The following is a 16,994-nucleotide window of genomic DNA, read 5'->3' as shown; positions in this document are numbered from 1 at the left end:
TAACTGTAATCGGGGCATCTTAGTTTCAAGATCTGCTGAATTAGCAGGCACAGTATAAGCCGGAGATAATGCACGGCCTTCTCGGCAGCTTTTAGGCAGGCGACAGAAGATCCGCAGTCCGGCCGCGATAACGCCGAAACTCAATCCCCTCTTCCCTCCCCGGCAAAATTTCCGCAATGTCACGAGTCGGAGGAAGATAGGGGAACTCGATGTATGAATATGCCATAGCATGGGAATGGCTCGCCTTTGCGGCGCGCTGGTTCCATGTCGTTACCGCGATCGCGTGGATCGGATCGTCCTTCTATTTCATCGCGCTCGACCTCGGACTGGTGAAACGCCCGCATCTGCCGCCCGGCGCCTATGGCGAGGAATGGCAGGTCCATGGCGGCGGCTTCTATCATATCCAAAAATATCTGGTGGCGCCGGCTCAGATGCCGGAACACCTGACCTGGTTCAAATATGAGAGCTATTTCACCTGGATCTCCGGCTTCCTCATGCTCTGCATCGTCTATTACGGCGGCGCCGACCTGTTTCTCATCGACCGTCACGTCCTCGACATCACTCCGCCCGTCGCAATCCTGATCTCATTGGCGTCGCTGGCTTTCGGCTGGATCGTCTACGACCTCCTGTGCAAGTCGCCGCTTGGCCGCAACACCTGGGGACTGATGGCGGTGCTGTACGTCGTGCTCGTCTTCATGGCCTGGGGCTATACGCAGCTTTTCACCGGCCGCGCCGCCTTCCTGCATCTCGGCGCCTTCACCGCGACGATCATGTCGGCCAACGTCTTCATGATCATCATCCCGAACCAGAAGATCGTCGTTGCCGATCTCATCGCCGGGCGTACGCCCGATCCGAAATACGGTCAGGTCGCCAAGCAGCGTTCTCTGCACAACAACTATCTGACGCTGCCCGTCATCTTCTTCATGCTGTCGAACCATTATCCGCTGGCCTTCGGCACCGCGTTCAACTGGGTGATCGCGGCGCTCGTCTTCCTGATGGGCGTCACCATCCGCCATTGGTTCAACACCACCCATGCCAGGAAAGGCCGGCCGACCTGGACCTGGATCGTCACCGTCATCCTCTTCATCCTGATCATGTGGCTTTCGACCGTGCCGAAGCTGCTGACGGGCGACACGGATGCGGCCGCAGTCGCGCCCGCCTTCCAGCAATTCGCCGGAAATCCGCATTTTCCCGCTGTCAAGCAACTGGTCTCGACACGCTGTTCCATGTGCCATGCGACCGAGCCCGCCTATGAGGGCGTCGTGCGGCCGCCGAACGGAGTGATACTCGAAAACGACGCGGAAATTGCCGCCCATGCCCGAGAAATCTATATACAGGCGGGCCGCAGCCATGCCATGCCGCCCGGCAACGTGACCGATATTACGCCGGACGAACGCAGGCTGCTCGTCGCCTGGTTCGAAAGCGCAGTCGAAGGCAAGAAACAATGACGACGACACTTCTCCGCGGCCGCCTGCTCTCTTTCCATCGCGCGCCGCTGAGTCTCGCCGACAGCCAGAGTTATTTCTACGAGGACGACGGTGGCCTGCTGATCGAGGATGGGCTGATCGCAGCAGTCGGTCCCTACACCGAGGTCAAGGCGAAAACCGCTGAAAACACGGCCGAGATCGACCACCGCCCGCATCTGATAATGCCCGGCTTCATCGACATGCACCTGCATTTTCCGCAGATGCAGGTGATCGCCTCCTATGCCGCCAACCTGCTCGAATGGCTGAACACCTATACCTTTCCCGAGGAATGCCGCTTCGTCGAAAGCGCGCACGCGCAAAGGATCGCCACGCATTTCTATGACGAGCTGATCCGCCACGGCACGACGACGGCGGTCGCCTACTGCTCCGTGCACAAGACCTCGGCCGACGCCTTCTTCGCCGAGGCGATGAGGCGCAACATGCGCATGGTCGGCGGCAAGGTGATGATGGACCGCAACGCCCCCCAGGGCCTGCTCGACACGCCAGAGATGGGTTACGACGAAACTCGCCAGGTGATAGCGGACTGGCACGGCAAGGGCCGCAACCACGTCGCCATCACGCCGCGCTTTGCCATCACCTCGACGCCGGCGCAGATGGAGGCGACAGCGGCGCTGGCCCGCGAATTTCCCGACCTGCACATCCAGACGCATCTTTCGGAAAATCACGACGAGATCAAATTCACCTGCGAACTCTATCCCGACGCAATCGACTATACCGACATCTACGCCCGCTACGGCCTGCTCGGACCCAAAAGCCTCTTCGGCCACGCGATCCACCTCTCCGAACGCGAGGCCGATGTCATGAGCGAGACTGGCTCCATCGCGGTCCACTGCCCGACCTCGAACCTCTTTCTCGGCTCCGGCCTGTTTCCGCTGAAGGCGCTGGCGCGCCGGCAAAAGCCGGTCCGCATCGGCGTCGCCACCGATATCGGCGGCGGCTCCAGCTATTCGATGCTTAAAACCATGGACGAAGCCTACAAGATCCAGCAGTTGCTCGGCGAACGGCTGAACCCGCTGGAAAGCTATTACCTGATGACCCGCGGCAATGCCGAGGCGCTGTCGCTCGCCGACCGGATCGGCACGCTGGAATCCGGCACCGACGCCGACCTCGTCGTCCTCGATGCGGCAGCGACGCCGGCCATGGCGCTGAAGATGGACGCCGTGAAGACGCTCCCCGAGGAACTGTTCCTGCTTCAGACGTTGGGCGACGACAGAGCGATTGCGGAGACCTACGTAGCCGGTATCGCGTTGAAAGCAGGGCTTTGACGATACCGGCTACCCCAAAGAGGTACCGGGAAGGCTCGAGTTTCCATGACGCGCCTTCTTTAATTCATGTTATGGGCGGTGGTTGCATTCATATGTGAAGAAGGTTCTATTCATGGCCACTCCGCTCACCATCGCCGACCTGAAGAAGCTGGCACGGCGTCGTGTTCCAAAGATGTTTTTCGACTATGCGGATTCAGGCGCCTGGACGGAGTCGACCTATGCGGCCAACGAAAGCGATTTCAGCCAAATCAAGCTGCGCCAGCGCGTGCTGGTCGATATGAGCAACCGCACGCTCGAAACGACGATGATCGGCCAGAAAGTGTCTATGCCGGTGGCGCTCGCGCCGACGGGCCTGACCGGGATGCAGCATGCCGACGGCGAGATGCTGGCGGCGCGCGCGGCGGAAGAATTCGGTGTTCCCTTTACGCTCTCGACGATGAGCATCTGCTCGATCGAGGATGTCGCCTCGGTGACGGCGCATCCCTTCTGGTTCCAGCTCTACGTGATGAGGGACAAGGATTTCGTCCTCGACCTCATCTGTCGCGCCAAGGCGGCGAAATGCTCGGCGCTGGTGCTGACCGCCGACCTTCAGATCCTCGGCCAGCGCCATAAGGACCTGCGCAACGGTCTCTCGGCCCCGCCGAAATTCACCGCGAAACATGTCTGGCAGATGGCAACCCGGCCCCTCTGGTGTCTTGACATGCTGCAGACCAAGCGCCGCTACTTCGGCAATATTGTCGGCCACGCGAAGAATGTCGCCAATGTCGCCTCGGTGCCCACCTTCGCGCACGAGCAGTTCGACCCGCGGCTCTCCTGGGCGGATGTCGCCTGGATCAAGGAGCAATGGGGTGGCCCGCTGATCATCAAGGGTATCCTCGATCCGGAGGATGCGAGGGCCGCGGCCGACACCGGCGCCGATGCGATCATCGTCTCCAATCACGGCGGCCGCCAGCTTGATGGCGCCCCCTCCTCGATCAGCATGCTGCCGAAGATTGTCGAAGCTGTCGGCGACCGCATCGAAGTCCATCTCGACGGCGGCATCCGCTCTGGCCAGGATGTGCTGAAGGCCGTAGCGCTCGGCGCCAAAGGCACCTACATCGGCCGCCCCTTCCTTTATGGTCTCGGCGCCATGGGCAAGGAAGGCGTCACATTGGCGCTCGACATCATCCGCAAGGAGATGGACATCACCATGGCGCTATGCGGCAAGCGCGACATCAACGACATAGACTCGTCCATCATATCAGGGTGGCAATTGGACGGGTAGTAAGCAACCTCTCCGGAAGTTCACGACACCCGATTGCAAGTGACGGATTCGGCCACTCAGCAGACATTCCTAGATGAACGTGGACGCATCGCAGTCGCTGCTCTTTCCAAGCCGCCACAATTCGCGTTCGGCATTGGCAAGCCGCAGGGAGAAGCGGATCCCTTGGGGTGCAACATCAGCGCGTTCGCTCTGGATTTTTCTGGTTCGCCCTGTTCCAGAGTGCTTCCGCATTTGCTTATCAGGCGATACTGTATTTTCTTGGCGGAGGGGAAAGTGTGGAACGTCGCCTTACCACAATAATGGCTGCTGATTTGGTCGGCTATTCTCGTCTCATGGCGGCGGACGAGGAAGGCACCATTTCGCGGCTGCGCGATGCGCGAACCTATGTGATTGACCCAGCAATTATGGAAGGCGGTGGCCGCATCGTCAAAACCATGGGCGATGGGCTTCTAGTCGATTTCCCATCGCCAGTGCTAGCGGTAAGAGCGGCTCTTCTCATACAGCGCAACTTGACCTCGCGCGAGTCTCCTCAAAGCGAAGACCGACGGCTGCGTTTCCGGATTGGTATTCATCTCGGAGACGTGGTGGTCGATGGGGACGACATCCTCGGCGACTGTGTCAACATCACTGCGCGTTTAGAAACCATCGCACCGGCCGGAGGCATCTGCATATCTCGTGCAATCTACGACCATGTGAAAGGCAAGATAGAGACTGGGATGACGTGGCTCGGGCCACAGTCCGTTAAAAACATCCCCGAACCAATTGACGTGTGGCAGGTCGAGCTGGACGGCACGGCGCCCGGGCCGGTTAGGCTCGTTGGACAGGAACGTGCCTCGATCGCGATTCTCCCATTCCAAAATTTGTCTGCCACGCCCGATCAGGACTACTTTGTAGACGGACTGGTCGAAGACGTCATCACGGAGTTAAGTCGCTTTCGATGGTTGTTCGTGATCGCTCGCAACTCGACTTTCGCCTACAAGGGAACAGCCAAGGACGTACGCAAGATCGCCCGGGAACTTGGTGTGCGTTATGTCGTGGAAGGATCCGTTCGGCGGTCCGGTGATCGGTTGAGGATCACTGTACAGCTAATCGACGCGCTGTCTGGAGCACACATCTGGGCCGAGCGGTGGGATCGTCCGATCGCCGATTTTTTTGATGTGCAGGACGAGATAACGCGCCGGATCATCGCGGGTATCGAACCAGAACTGGGAGCGCACGAACGCGGCCTCGCCCTCGCGAAATCGACGGACAACCTTACTGCTTGGGAACTTTGCCATCGCGGCCTTGCCGAATTGCTTTCCTTTGAAGCAGGTTCACAAGCCACTGCCGAAAAGTTCCTTCGACAAGCGCTCGAACACGATCCGAACTTCGCACTTCCCTACGCCTATTTGGCTCGCCACCGATACGCACTTGTCCTCTGGGGGCGTGCCGCAGACGTGCCTGTCGCCGTCAAGGAAGGTCTATCGTTCGCCACGAAGGCCTTGGAAATCGACAGGCGTAGCGATATCGCGTTTGCGATGATGTCGCTCCTTCTTACGGTGGACGGGCGAGCGGCTGAGGCCATGCCTGTAGCTGAACAGGGCCTTGCATTAAATCCCAACTACGCGTTTCTTCATTTCGCACACGGAATGGCAGCCGTGCGGCTCAGGGACGCCGATACGACGATTAGAGCCGCACAAAATGCCATCGATCTCAGTCCTCACGATCCCTCTATGTTTGCGTTCAAGACACTACTCGGTATTGGCTTGATGCTGAGAGGCGAGCCCGATGACCTCTCAACGGCCCGGATGCATCTACGGGAAGGCGCATCGTTCGAACGCACAACCTATTATCCATTCATTGGGGCAGCCTTGCTCGCCCTCAGGGCGGGCAATACCGATGAAGTGAGGATCTGGATCTCTGATGCGTTGAAGAAGTTTCCAAACCTGAATGCGGAATACGTCCGAGCGGCGGCCCACCCCTTCTATGAGGGCAGTCCTTACCGCGACTACCTCGACAGGTTGATCGAGCAAGGGCTCCCGCCGGGAAGTAGCGTCTGATCGAAGAATAATCGCGTCGCGGATGGCCGCAAGCAGCTCGTCCAAGCCCGATCGGGACTGCCTTCGTTGTGGGTCGAAACGAAAACCGACGAATCCATCCAGTTTCAAGCAGATTTGTATCCGCGGGAGAGGACCAGGTTTAACAGGTGTTCCGCGCCAAAGTCCTGAACCGTCACCGGGGCACCCCATAGGTTTGCGGTGACCGTCGATATGCTTCTTCACAACGTGGCGAACAAAACCAGGGGCCCTGCAGGCCGGCACGCCTATAGGATGAATACGGAGCATGCATCTTACACACCGGATCGATCCAGGCTGGATCGGCCGACGGAGCAAGCTCGATCTCATAGAGAGGGACTTCCCCGGCTACCGACCTAAGCGCCACCATTCCGAGGTCTCGCACTAGAATGCCTCTGGTAACAGCCGCCTCGGCAATGGGTTGAGTGGCAAGCAATTGACCGGGCGATGCGAGCGCGGCGAGCCGCGCTGCAATGTTGACCGTCGACCCAAAGAGATCGCCTGCTCTGTTGATGACCGGGCCATGGTTCAGCCCCGCCCGAGTGAGTGGCAGCCGCGACTCTTTACGGCATGCCTGCAACAGCGTCCCGAGTACCTGGATCGCCGTATCGGGCTCAGGAAACGAGAGCATTGCCTCGTCGCCGATCCATTTGATCGGAGGCCCATAGCCGCTGAGGGCGTCGCGGACCATGCTCTCAAATACCTCGAGCACGTCCAACGCGGCCGCGTCGCCGTAAACGTCCGCAATCGCGCTGAAGCCTGCGATATCTATGAACGCAACGGTCGCCGGTGCTTTAGCGGAATTCTCTCGCTGGCTCGTGTGGGTGTCCATCACCGCTCCCTATTGGCGCTTGCGTTAGAGCATCCATGCAGGAAGTTGAAACAAGCGCATCCGAGAAGGTACAAAAATCGCCCCGCCGATTATCGAAGAGATCAAGGTTGAACTCAAGATAAGATAGCCAAATTCCCGCGGTCTCCGGAGCAGTTCGGCACGCCGCCAGACAACATACCCGGCGCTGCCGTCGCAGAGTGACAACTCGCGAACCACTGTGATGGCCGCGTCTCGCCGTAGGCTCGCTCTAACCGGACAACGGCCTAGGTGCAGGTGTCAGGATGTCCTTCGGTGCGGCATGGTCGGGAGCTCGACCTAGTGTGCCTATCGAGGCGACCGGGCCGGCGCGCCCTTGCATCAATCGCCTGCCGCCTTGTTCAGCATAACGGCGTGCCACCCGTCGCAGTGAACTGAACCGCGAACATCAAGAGACAGATGGCGAGCGCAAAACGCTGCTGCCAGACAATGCGACGCGATCCGGCAATCCGCCTCTCGAGGCGAGCTGGTGTCCTGTCAGGCTTTCGAAGCTGCATTCGGGACAAAAGGTCGTCGACGGCGGCAAGACCGGCGGCCTCGGTCTCGTGGCTCGACGCGAGGCGAAACAGCAGCGCATCGAAGAGGAGATGGATCGCCAGCGCAAGGACGACCAAGCAGAAAACGAGCATCGACAGCCAACCCGGCGATAGAGCGAAGCCTCGATATCCCTGAGTTATCGGGCCGGCAATCAGCGTCAGCAGCGCGGTCACGCCGCAGACGATCGAATTGCGGCCGAGACTTCGCGCGGCTGCCGCCGCCGTGCTTTTCCACTGCGTCATTGCAAGCCCTCCGCCACCGCATGGATACTTTCCACCGGCAGATGAACACGCCGCCCGGCCCCTTCGATCAGCCGCAGCGCTTCGGCCGCATTTTCGCAACGTCGGGTGACGAGCAGCCAACGCACGATAACGCCTGCGCTCCGTTGGAAACCGAGCGCACAGCAGACGAGAACCGGCCCCTGGTGGCGCGCAACCTCGATGAGGTTCGCCGCGGCTCGCGTCTGGATCTTGTCGAGGCCTGTAAGATCAAGAGTCGGAAAGCTGCACCAGCGCGTTGATGTCCCGCTTGGGCGCTGAAGTTCGCCGGTAATGTCGATCACCGTGGCAAAACGGTCAGCCTCGTGGCGACGCGGAAAGCGGCCAAGATGGACGCCGTCGGCGATCGCCACGAAGGGCGGCATTTTCCGGGTCCAGAGCCAAACATTGATGACAGCGCCCAGCCGATAGGGTGCCAGTAGCCAGCGGCTGGCAAGCACGGCCCGGCCATCGGCACGCTTCAGGAATATCTGCGGGCCGGCGCCGAAATATCCGACTGCGACGATTGCCAGCGCAGCGGCCGGCCAGAGCAACAGAAGCGCTGCGGCCGATCGAGGAGTGAAGAGCGCTGTAAGGCCGAGAAATGCCAGGGCACCGCACAGATAGTAGATGCCGAGACGGCGCGACTTCGGGTCGTCGCTCAAAGCAAAATTCGCAAGAGGGGAAGCCGCATTGCGCGGGAAAAGCCAGGCGGCGAACAGGCCGAGCAGCACGCCGGTCGGTATGTCCATGACGTGATGCTGCCACGTCGTCAGCACGGAGGCACCAATCAGGAAGCACCAGACGTGCCAAGCAAGCCGCGCCTTCCGCGGCAGCCGACCGCGCAGATGGTCCCAGATCACCACCAGCAGCGCGATATGCAGCGACGGCGCCTGGTTGAACGGCTTATCGAAGCCACCGAGGACCGCGAACATGAAACCGGGCAGGCCACTGGTTGCCGGCCGCACGAAGGTTGCTTCGAGCGGAAACGCGATGAAGCACGCGACGGCTATCAACTGGATCGTCAGGTAACGCCTCGCGAGCATATCCACATCGCGCGGCGTCGTGTTGATGAACAGGCAGAGTGCGTAGAACAGATTGATCGACCAATATGGAATGATCGTCCACCCGAGGAACGGAACGGCGCCTTCCCATGCGAAGGCGATGTTCGGCACATCGGTGCGTAGCGATGCCAGCCAATTGGCGCCGCCATAGGTCAGATAGAAGAACGGCGCCAGGAAGGCGAGCCAGAGCGCCGCGCGCTTCTGCACCGGCGCTGTCCGGGAAAGAGTAGAACGTGCCTGCCCCAACGCTTTGCCCTCAAACCCTCTCCGCCAGCGAGACGGTGAAAATGCCCCACTGGTCGATGCGCTGTTCGATCTTGCGGAAACCAGCCGCAGCGACAAGCTGGTCCATTTCTTCTTGCGTGCGCCGCCGCATCACCCACGCCTGACCGCCGCGGTGGGAGGTGAGCGCGCGAGCGATCATCTCCAGTTGCGGATGCCATGGCTGGTTGGTGTAGACGAGCAAACCGCCGGGCTGCATCGCGCGGGCGATCCCATCGAGCGAAGCGGCGATCATCGCATTGTCGGAAAAGAGTTCATATAGGCCGGAGACGATCGCCAGATCCGGAGCCGGCGTGATTGAAGCCAACCCCTCGCCGTCAAAGGCATCCTGCTGGCGGAAGCTCACGAAATCACCCAGTCCGCGCGCGGCAATGCTGCTGCGGCCGGCCTCGACGTTGATGGGGGAATAATCCTGGAGCCGTACGCTATCGGGACGCACGGCAGCCGCCTCGATCGCATCAAGGACATAACGGCCGTGCCCGGCCGCTATGTCGAGCATATGGGTACTGCGGCCGGCCGCCTTCAGGCGCCGGAGCCCTTGATCGATCAGTTCCTGCAAATGCAGCTTGCGCTGCCTGATGCCGCGCCAGCCGATCGCCTCGAGGAACACCTTGTCGATAAATCGCCCGCCGGGACCGAGCCCCCGCGGCTCGTTCTCGTAGACGTAATCGAGCGTCGAGCCGGAATCAAATCCGGTTTTTACCCCGGTCCTTATGCCTTCGGACACCAGCGCACCGAGCCTGATGTTGAGACGGCTGAGCGCCCAATAAATGCCGCGTGGGGATGTGGCGTCCAGAGGGCTCGCAAGCCGGTCGGCCTCGTCCTTGGTATAGCCCTGGACATGGGCGGTGTGAAGGTCGGCCGGCGCCCGGGGCTCGGCGAAACGCGCCTCGATGAAACGGCGGATCTCGGCGAGCGCAATGGCGCGGTCCTTTTCGCCAAGCGTGTCATGGTAGAAGCCGGCAAGCACATGCCGTTCCTTGATGCGGCTGCCGAGGTTTTCATAAAACCGGTGCTGCGGCGCATGCCGCACCACCCAGTCACTGCCCGAGATCAGCAACTGGGTCGGAACGGTGATGGCGCGGGCGTCGTCGACGACACGGGCTGCCGCCTCATAGAGCTGCAGCAGAATGTTGGAGGCAATAGGCCTAGATATCAATGGGTCGGCTTCAAAGGAGGCGATGCGCTCGGGATCATGCGTCAGAAACTTCGCCTTGACATAGGAATTGACGAAGAACGTTCCCTTGAGCTTTTCCCAAAGCGCAATGCCTTCCCTGGCAAAAGGCACGTAGAGCTTGACGCTGAAGGCCGGTGAGGCCAGCACGAGTGCGCGGATCGGCGGCGCATAATCGTGCACCCAGGTGCTGGCCAGCACCGCGCCGACGCTCTGTGCAATGACGGCGATGTCTTCGACCGGAGTACCGCTTGTCTCGCTGACATGACGGACGAAGCAATCGAGATCACGCGCCGAGGCCGCAAAGGATGGCGAATAGCCGCGCTCTCCCGGCGAGCGCCCGTGGCCGCGTGCGTCCCATGCGTAGAAGGCAAAATCATCGAGGCCGAGTTCGGTGGCGAGATGGGCGACGCGGCCGCTGTGCTCGTGGCCGCGATGGAGAAGAATGATCGCGCCCTTCGCTACAGCGCCGGTCGCAGGCCACGTCCGATAAAACAGTCGAGTGCCGTCATGCGAGACAAATTCGGATTCACGCACTGGTCTGGCCGTCGAGGACGGTTGCACGCTATCGGCAGTTTGCAGCACGGTCTTCTCCAATTCTGATCGATGGATGAGTTGCAACCATTGGCGGCAACAGTGATTTGCTTTTATTGCAAAAGTCTAGCTGCAAATGTAAGTCCTTGAGAAGACCGACATGAGGTGGGACTTTCCTCACAAATACGACGATCTGCACGTCCGAGCCGATAGACTATTACTATGCCACGAAACTCCACTGAGGTAGCATGTCCGTTTACCAATTGAAGTCCCGATTTCAGGATATTCTCCGCCCTCTGGTGCGCTCCCTGGCGGCGCGAGGCGTTACCGCCAATCAGGTGACTTCAGTTGCTGCCGCCGTCTCGGTTGCACTTGGGCTTTTTCTGAGCATCGCCCCGCTTCCGCATTGGTTTCTCTTGGTGCCTGTATGGTTTCTCCTGCGCATGGGCCTCAATGCCATTGACGGCATGCTCGCGCGCGAACATGGGCAGAAGAGCATTTTGGGCGCCTATCTCAACGAGACCGGCGACGTGGTGTCGGATGCCGCCCTTTATTTGCCGTTTGCGCTCATCGAGCCGAACGATCTGATGCCGGTCATGGCCGTCATATTCCTCTCGGCTCTGACGGAATTTGCCGGCGTCCTGGGTCAAACGGTCGGTGCAAGCCGGCGTTATGACGGGCCGCTGGGCAAGAGCGACCGTGCGGTGCTATTCGGCGCGCTCGGCATCTTTATCGCCGCTGGCGGTACGTTTGCAGCATGGACGTCGTGGCTTTGGGCAGCGGTGGCTCTGCTTCTCGTATGGACTACAATCAACCGTATCAGCGCCGGCATTCGTGAGGCGCGCAAGGCCCCCCGATAGGATGTGGAACCGATCCGCTGCGGTTCTTCCATCCGCAATGTGCTGTTTCTTGCGAGTTGTTTAGCAAGCCCTCCTTACAATCCGTCCTCTTCCTAACCACATGTTAAACACAAGTTGTATTTTTTCCGCCTCCTCTTGAAAGCACAAAAGCGGTGCTTTATGTTTTAGCCTATGGCGAACACAGGTAAGACACCTCACCCATCGCTGCTGCGCTACAGGCTGGCGCCTGATGACCAGGCCCGGCAGGCCATTGATGACACCATTGCCGCCTATCGCAGGATGATCGACATCCTCGCCGAAATCGTTGACGAAAAGGCGGGCGCCAATCTCGTCCTCCTGCATGAGCTAGCCTATGAAACCGTTCGCGGAGAGACGGGCCTGCCGGCACGGCTGGTCACACTCGGCCTTCGCGATTTCGCAACAAATCGCGGCATGATCGTCAATCCGCCCCAGCTGCCGCTCGACGACAAGCTCTTCGCCATCAAGGGGCCCGCCGACCTGACGATCGCCACGGTGCATGGACGCGTTTTCGTGCCCTTCGACGTCGCCGGTTATTCCAGGGGATGGGAAAGCATTTTTCCGGCCTATCTCGTTGCCGGCCCGGATCACTACGAAATTCACATCGGCGTCACGCCGAATTCCGCTCAGATGGAGGAAAACATGACGAATGAAGGCATTCTTTCACGCATGGGTCGCCTGATCGCGGGCATCGCGAATGCGGCGGTCGACAAAGCGGAAGGCGTCAACAAGATCGCCGTCATCGAACAGGCGATCCGCGAGATCGATGCTGCGGCGGACGAGGCTCGCACCGATCTCGGCAAGGCGCGCGCCGAGGAATACCGCATTCAGAGCCGCCGCGACGAAATCGTCGAGGATATGAACGCGCTCGATGAAAAGATCCGTCTCGCCGTTTCCTCAGGGCGTGACGATCTCGCAAAGGCCGGCGTCGCCCGCCAGATCGACCTCGAATCCCAGATCGCCGCGCTCGACAAGGCGTTGGCCGATGCCAAAGAGCAGGTGGACGAAGGCCAGAAAGCCCTGCAGGCCGTGCTTGCCACGCGCCGCGAGGCCGACGCCCGCCTTGCCGATTTCAAGCGCAGCATCGCCAAGCATCCCGAAGAGGCCGTAGCCGGCCACAGCAGAGCCGCTCCGGGCGCGGGTGCGACCCGCGCCGCCGCGGCGGTCTCGCGCATGACCGGCGTTCCTACAGGCGACCATACCCAGAATTCGGAATTGGACGAACTCGACCGATTGCACCGCGAGCAGGCGATCGAGGCCCGTCTCGCACGCTTCAAGGCGGATAACCGGTAACGCCGATGGCACTTTTCTTCGCCCCCGAATGTGCTCCCTTCGCTATCGCCGCCGCCGTGCTCGCAGGCCTGACCGCGATCGAAATGCTTGCGACCGTCATGGGTTTTTCGATCATGGAATTTCTGGGAAAACCGGATTTCCATGGCCATGACGGGTTCTCGGGCTATCTGTCCTGGCTCAATGTAGGCGGCGTCCCCCTGCTCATCCTCATCATGCTGGCGCTCGGCTTCTTCGCCATGACGGGTTTTGCCATACAAGCCGTCGCCAACGCCTTCTGGGCGCCGCTTCCCGCTGCCATCGCCGCCATTCCCGCCATCTTGGTCACAGTCCCAATGGTCAGGGCCTCAAGCCGGACGGTGGCGCGGATCGTGCCGCACGACGAGACCTATGCCGTCGATCTCGACGCGCTGGTCGGCAGGACCGCCGAAGTGTCGCTCGGCCCGCTCGACCAGGGACTGCCGGGGCGTGTCCGCGTCAAGGACCAGCATGGGAACTGGCATGTGCTGAGAGCCAAGGCTGCCAAAGGCCAGAACCCTCTGAAGATCGGCACCGAGGTTCTTCTCGTCGATCGCAAGGCAGACGTGTTTATCGCCATTCCCGCACTGGCGGATCCCGCCGCAGCGGACAATCAATCTTTCAGGGAGCAGCAATGATGTACGACATTATTCTACCGGCCGGCATTAGCATCGTTCTGATTTTCGGCATTGGCTTCGTCCTTGCCTCTCTCTACACGCGCTCGAGCCGTGATGAAGCCTATGTGCGCACCGGCCTCGGCGGCCAGAAGGTCGTGCTCGACGGCGGCTCCGTCGTCCTGCCGATCTTCCATTCGATCGCCCGCGTGAACCTGAAGACGCTGCGGCTCGAAGTTCGGCGCGGCGAAGGCGATGCGCTGATCACCAAGGACCGCATGCGCGTCGATATCGGCGCCGAGTTCTACGTCCGCGTCAAACCCGACGGTTCCTCGATCGCGCTGGCCGCCCAGACGCTCGGCAGCCGCACCAACGATGCCGAGGCGCTCCGCATCCTGATCGAAGCGAAATTCGTCGACGGCCTTCGCTCGGTGGCCGCGACCATGAACCTCGACGCGCTGCAGGAGCAGCGAATGGATTTCGTCAAGGCCGTGCAGGAAGCCGTCGGCGCCGACCTCCAGTCCAACGGTCTCGAGCTCGAATCCGTGTCGCTCACCCGTCTCGACCAGACCGACATCAAGCATTTCAACGCCAACAACTTCTTCGACGCCCAGGGTCTTGCGGCGCTGACCCGCATCACCGAGGGCCGCAAGAAGGAGCGAAACGAAATCGTCCGCGACACCGAAGTCGCCATCGCCCAGAAGGATCTGGAGGCCCGTCAGCAGTCGCTGGCGATCGAGCGGACCAAGCGCGAAGCCGAACTTAACCAGGAACGTGACATCGCCAACAAATCCGCCGCGACGCGCGCGGAAACGGCCCAGCAGGAACAGGCAGCCAAGCGTGCCGAGGAGGAGGCCCGCATCGCCTCCGAACAGGCGATCGCCGAGCGCGAGGCAGCCGCCAAGCAGGCCCGCGAGAGCGCAAACATCGATGCCGCCCGCGCCGTCCAGCAGCGCGATACCGAAGCCAAGCGCGACCTTCAGATCGTCGCCCAGGAAAGCGCGATTGCCGTCGCCAACAAGAGCCGCGAAGAATCCGAGGCGAAGGCAACCGCCGAAATGGCCCGCGCCCGGGCGATTGCCGCAGAGGAAAAGGTCGGCACCGCCAAGGCGATCGAAATCGCCGAGCGCGAAAAGCAGATCGCCGTGATCGACGCGCGTAAGACCGCCGAGACCGAAGCCACCGCCGTCACCGTCGGCGCCGAAGCCGAGAAACAGGCCGCGATCGACCAGGCGGAAGCCATCAAGACGCTTGCGACCGCCGAAGCGGATGCGGCGATCATCAAGGCCAAGGGCATCCTCGAAACAGGCCGGGCTCAGGCTGAAAGCGAGGCGCTTCTCAACGAAGCCCGCAACAAGCTCAGCCAGACCATCATCGAGTTCGAGATTACCCGCGAACGCATCCGCATCATTCCGGAGGCGCTCGCCGAGGCGGTCAAACCGATCGAGAAGATCTCCGATATCAGGATCTTCGACACCGGCGGCATGCTCGGCCGCGGAAACGGCGCGAGCGGTGAAAGCGGCCTCGGTCTCGGCGACGGCCTCGCCGGCCAGTTGCTCTCCTATCAGGCCAACAAGCCGATCCTTGACAAATTGTTGAAGGAAGCCGGCTTCGACGGCGACAACGCCATCTCATCCCTCCTTGGCAATCTCGATGGGGCAAAACCGGCAAAGCCGGCTGCACCTCCGGCAAGGCCTACAATTCCGGCCACGGCTTCGGCAAAGCCCGCAGCATCGGCCGCAGCCCCGGCAACGCCGATGGCCCCTCAGGCGCCGAAGAAGGATTGATCGCAGCGCAGGCAGGTCCGAGCTATCGCACCCAGCCTGTCGCCAGTGCGCTCGCCCAGTCGGCACGGCCCCTTTCGGCGGCCAGTGCCGACATCGCCATGTGGTCATAGGCGACGGTTCGGAACTGCCACGTCCATCCGGCCGCCGTCTTTTCCAGAATGGCATAGCTCGCCAGCGGATGACCGGCTTCGACCTTGTGATAGTAGGGCAGTACGTCGTCATAGGCAGGGCAGCCGACGCTGCCGGGATTGACGATCAGACGGCCGTCGGAGAGACGGACGGCGCGAGGCACATGGCTATGGCCGCACAGGATCAGCGGCAACTCGATGCCTTCGGCCAGCGCCTCGATCGCTTCGATCGGCTTCTGGAAGACATGTCCCTCCGGCGAGACGGACTCCAGCCAGTAGAGATTGTCGTCTTTCGGAGTCGCATGGCAGAGGTAGACCTCGCCGCGATAGACGGCATCGAACGGCAGACCCCGCAGCCAGTCGAGGTGGGATGGCGTCAGTTGCCGGTAGGCTACGGCATCCGAGACGTGCATGGAGGTCGGGTCTTGTTCGATCAGATACCGGTCGTGATTGCCGCAAACCGACGTCAGACCGAGCGGTATCAGCATGTCAGCCGTCCGGCCGGCCTCCAGCGGGCCACTGAAGAAATCGCCGAGATTGACGATCTCCTCGATGCCCTGCGCCCGAATATCCGCAAGCACCGCCTCGAGCGCCAGATAGTTGCCGTGAATGTCGGCGATCGCCGCAAATCGCATCTAGCTGCCCCGATAGGTGGAATAGCCATAGGGCGAAAGCAGCAGCGGCACGTGATAGTGCGCCGTGACATCGGCAATGCCGAAGCGGATCGGCACGAGATCGAGGAAGGCCGGATGCGGCAGCGGCGTGCCGCAGGCCCTGAGATACTCGCCGGCGTGGAAGACCAACTCGTAAGTGCCGACGTGAAGATTTTCGCCGGCAAGGATCGGGCCACCATCGACTCGGCCGTCCGCATTGGTTTCCACCGTTTTCAGATGTCTGCGGATCTCGCCGTCAAGCTGGAAAAGATCGATCATGAGACCCTCGGCCGGCTTGCCGAGGGCAGTGTCGAGAACATGTGTGGTGAGTCCGGTCATGTGGCTGGCTCTTTGATGACATAGGGAGTTTTGAAGAAGAATTCCTCCAGATTGTTGCCAGGCCCGTCGCGGTCGACGACCACGAAATCCGAGGTCTGGCCGAGCGCCATCAGCGGATGATGCCAGACATTGCGGCGGTAGTTCACGCCCTGATCCCCGCGTGCGAAAAATACCTGCGGCTTGCCCGGACGTCCGCTTTCGTCCTCGGAGACGACGACGAGGAAGGGCCGGCCGGAAACCGGCGAGAAACTCTGACTGCCGAAGGGATGGCGCTCCATCATATCGACATCATAGGGGAAGCTGCGCGGCTGGCCGCGAAAGAGATTGATGATGACGCGTGCGCCTTCGCCCGTCGCTTCCGCCGCCGCGAGCGCGTGAAAGCGTTCGGTCGTGCCACCGTTTATAAGCCGCATCGAAGCCGGATCGGCTTCGATCACCTCGCCGAAGGGAGCAAAGGCCGATCTGGTAAGCGGGCGAATGTCGAGAAATTCGGGCAATGGA

The 16,994-nt window shown here is 61.0% G+C and carries 15 protein-coding genes; 8 read left to right on the top strand and 7 right to left on the bottom strand.

Annotation, left to right across the window (positions count from 1 at the left end; translation table 11 throughout):
- Window positions 1–209 precede the first annotated feature (209 nt).
- From GA0061105_RS04685 to GA0061105_RS04670, 4 genes are all read left to right on the top strand, one after another.
- On the top strand, window positions 210–1,448 hold the full coding sequence (locus GA0061105_RS04685) for a urate hydroxylase PuuD (protein WP_064695773.1): 1,239 nt from the start codon (window positions 210–212) through the stop codon (window positions 1,446–1,448).
- On the top strand, window positions 1,445–2,752 hold the full coding sequence (guaD, locus tag GA0061105_RS04680; protein ID WP_064695772.1) for a guanine deaminase: 1,308 nt from the start codon (window positions 1,445–1,447) through the stop codon (window positions 2,750–2,752). Before GA0061105_RS04685 ends, guaD begins: the two co-directional genes overlap by 4 nt.
- A gap of 112 nt (window positions 2,753–2,864) precedes the next feature.
- Window positions 2,865–4,016, top strand: coding sequence for an alpha-hydroxy acid oxidase (locus GA0061105_RS04675; RefSeq protein WP_092748422.1), 1,152 nt, complete (start codon window positions 2,865–2,867; stop codon window positions 4,014–4,016).
- A gap of 167 nt (window positions 4,017–4,183) precedes the next feature.
- Entirely contained in the window at window positions 4,184–6,055 is a 1,872-nt protein-coding gene (locus GA0061105_RS04670; protein WP_245304217.1) for an adenylate/guanylate cyclase domain-containing protein, read from the top strand.
- A gap of 172 nt (window positions 6,056–6,227) precedes the next feature.
- Here GA0061105_RS04670 and GA0061105_RS04665 read toward each other — a convergent pair whose 3' ends face one another.
- The 4 genes from GA0061105_RS04665 to GA0061105_RS04650 form a co-directional block, all read right to left on the bottom strand.
- Window positions 6,228–6,902, bottom strand: a complete 675-nt coding sequence (locus GA0061105_RS04665) for an adenylate/guanylate cyclase domain-containing protein (RefSeq protein WP_064695323.1) — start codon at window positions 6,900–6,902, stop codon at window positions 6,228–6,230.
- 377 nt (window positions 6,903–7,279) lie between these two features.
- Window positions 7,280–7,717: a hypothetical protein gene (locus tag GA0061105_RS04660; RefSeq protein WP_064695324.1), complete on the bottom strand. Its 438-nt coding sequence runs from the start codon at window positions 7,715–7,717 to the stop codon at window positions 7,280–7,282.
- Window positions 7,714–9,042 carry a phosphatase PAP2/dual specificity phosphatase family protein gene (locus tag GA0061105_RS04655; protein ID WP_064695325.1) on the bottom strand — a complete coding sequence of 443 codons (1,329 nt, stop codon included), beginning with the start codon at window positions 9,040–9,042 and terminating at the stop codon, window positions 7,714–7,716. Before GA0061105_RS04655 ends, GA0061105_RS04660 begins: the two co-directional genes overlap by 4 nt.
- Window positions 9,043–9,052: 10 nt before the next feature.
- Window positions 9,053–10,837 (bottom strand): bifunctional alpha/beta hydrolase/class I SAM-dependent methyltransferase, encoded by a 1,785-nt coding sequence (locus tag GA0061105_RS04650; RefSeq protein ID WP_092748420.1) that lies wholly within the window; start codon window positions 10,835–10,837, stop codon window positions 9,053–9,055.
- Window positions 10,838–11,034: 197 nt separating this feature from the next.
- Between GA0061105_RS04650 and GA0061105_RS04645 the strand changes: the two genes are divergently transcribed.
- The 4 genes from GA0061105_RS04645 to GA0061105_RS04630 all read left to right on the top strand — a co-directional run bounded on the left by GA0061105_RS04645 (window position 11,035) and on the right by GA0061105_RS04630 (window position 15,373).
- On the top strand, window positions 11,035–11,646 hold the full coding sequence (locus GA0061105_RS04645; RefSeq protein WP_064695327.1) for a CDP-alcohol phosphatidyltransferase family protein: 612 nt from the start codon (window positions 11,035–11,037) through the stop codon (window positions 11,644–11,646).
- Window positions 11,647–11,817: 171 nt separating this feature from the next.
- A complete protein-coding gene (locus tag GA0061105_RS04640; protein ID WP_092748418.1) occupies window positions 11,818–12,957 on the top strand; it encodes a PspA/IM30 family protein in 1,140 nt (379 codons plus the stop codon).
- A gap of 5 nt (window positions 12,958–12,962) precedes the next feature.
- Window positions 12,963–13,610 (top strand): OB-fold-containig protein, encoded by a 648-nt coding sequence (locus tag GA0061105_RS04635; RefSeq protein ID WP_092748416.1) that lies wholly within the window; start codon window positions 12,963–12,965, stop codon window positions 13,608–13,610.
- The gene (locus GA0061105_RS04630) at window positions 13,607–15,373 is read left to right on the top strand and encodes a flotillin family protein (protein WP_092748414.1); all 1,767 of its coding nucleotides are present in this window, start codon (window positions 13,607–13,609) and stop codon (window positions 15,371–15,373) included. The genes GA0061105_RS04635 and GA0061105_RS04630 overlap by 4 nt, the downstream gene beginning before the upstream one ends.
- Window positions 15,374–15,395: 22 nt before the next feature.
- Here the strand turns inward: GA0061105_RS04630 and GA0061105_RS04625 are convergent, their stop codons facing one another.
- The 3 genes from GA0061105_RS04625 to GA0061105_RS04615 are packed head-to-tail and all read right to left on the bottom strand — an operon-like array spanning window position 15,396 to window position 16,990.
- Entirely contained in the window at window positions 15,396–16,136 is a 741-nt protein-coding gene (locus tag GA0061105_RS04625) for a metallophosphoesterase family protein (RefSeq protein ID WP_092748413.1), read from the bottom strand.
- Window positions 16,137–16,493, bottom strand: coding sequence for a hydroxyisourate hydrolase (uraH, locus tag GA0061105_RS04620; RefSeq protein ID WP_092748411.1), 357 nt, complete (start codon window positions 16,491–16,493; stop codon window positions 16,137–16,139).
- On the bottom strand, window positions 16,490–16,990 hold the full coding sequence (locus GA0061105_RS04615; RefSeq protein ID WP_092748409.1) for an ureidoglycolate lyase: 501 nt from the start codon (window positions 16,988–16,990) through the stop codon (window positions 16,490–16,492). The genes uraH and GA0061105_RS04615 overlap by 4 nt, the downstream gene beginning before the upstream one ends.
- Window positions 16,991–16,994 lie beyond the last annotated feature (4 nt).

It is taken from the genome of Rhizobium aethiopicum (assembly GCF_900094625.1).
Classification (GTDB): domain Bacteria; phylum Pseudomonadota; class Alphaproteobacteria; order Rhizobiales; family Rhizobiaceae; genus Rhizobium; species Rhizobium aethiopicum.
This window is presented reverse-complemented; position numbering and strand designations above follow the sequence as displayed.

Coding starts and splice junctions, on each gene's coding strand:
- GA0061105_RS04685 (WP_064695773.1), top strand. CDS start 210: ATGTATGAATATGCCATAGCATGGGAATGGCTCGCCTTTGCGGCGCGC.
- guaD (WP_064695772.1), top strand. CDS start 1,445: ATGACGACGACACTTCTCCGCGGCCGCCTGCTCTCTTTCCATCGCGCG.
- GA0061105_RS04675 (WP_092748422.1), top strand. CDS start 2,865: ATGGCCACTCCGCTCACCATCGCCGACCTGAAGAAGCTGGCACGGCGT.
- GA0061105_RS04665 (WP_064695323.1), bottom strand. CDS start 6,902: ATGGACACCCACACGAGCCAGCGAGAGAATTCCGCTAAAGCACCGGCG.
- GA0061105_RS04660 (WP_064695324.1), bottom strand. CDS start 7,717: ATGACGCAGTGGAAAAGCACGGCGGCGGCAGCCGCGCGAAGTCTCGGC.
- GA0061105_RS04645 (WP_064695327.1), top strand. CDS start 11,035: ATGTCCGTTTACCAATTGAAGTCCCGATTTCAGGATATTCTCCGCCCT.
- GA0061105_RS04640 (WP_092748418.1), top strand. CDS start 11,818: ATGGCGAACACAGGTAAGACACCTCACCCATCGCTGCTGCGCTACAGG.
- GA0061105_RS04635 (WP_092748416.1), top strand. CDS start 12,963: ATGGCACTTTTCTTCGCCCCCGAATGTGCTCCCTTCGCTATCGCCGCC.
- GA0061105_RS04630 (WP_092748414.1), top strand. CDS start 13,607: ATGATGTACGACATTATTCTACCGGCCGGCATTAGCATCGTTCTGATT.
- GA0061105_RS04625 (WP_092748413.1), bottom strand. CDS start 16,136: ATGCGATTTGCGGCGATCGCCGACATTCACGGCAACTATCTGGCGCTC.
- uraH (WP_092748411.1), bottom strand. CDS start 16,493: ATGACCGGACTCACCACACATGTTCTCGACACTGCCCTCGGCAAGCCG.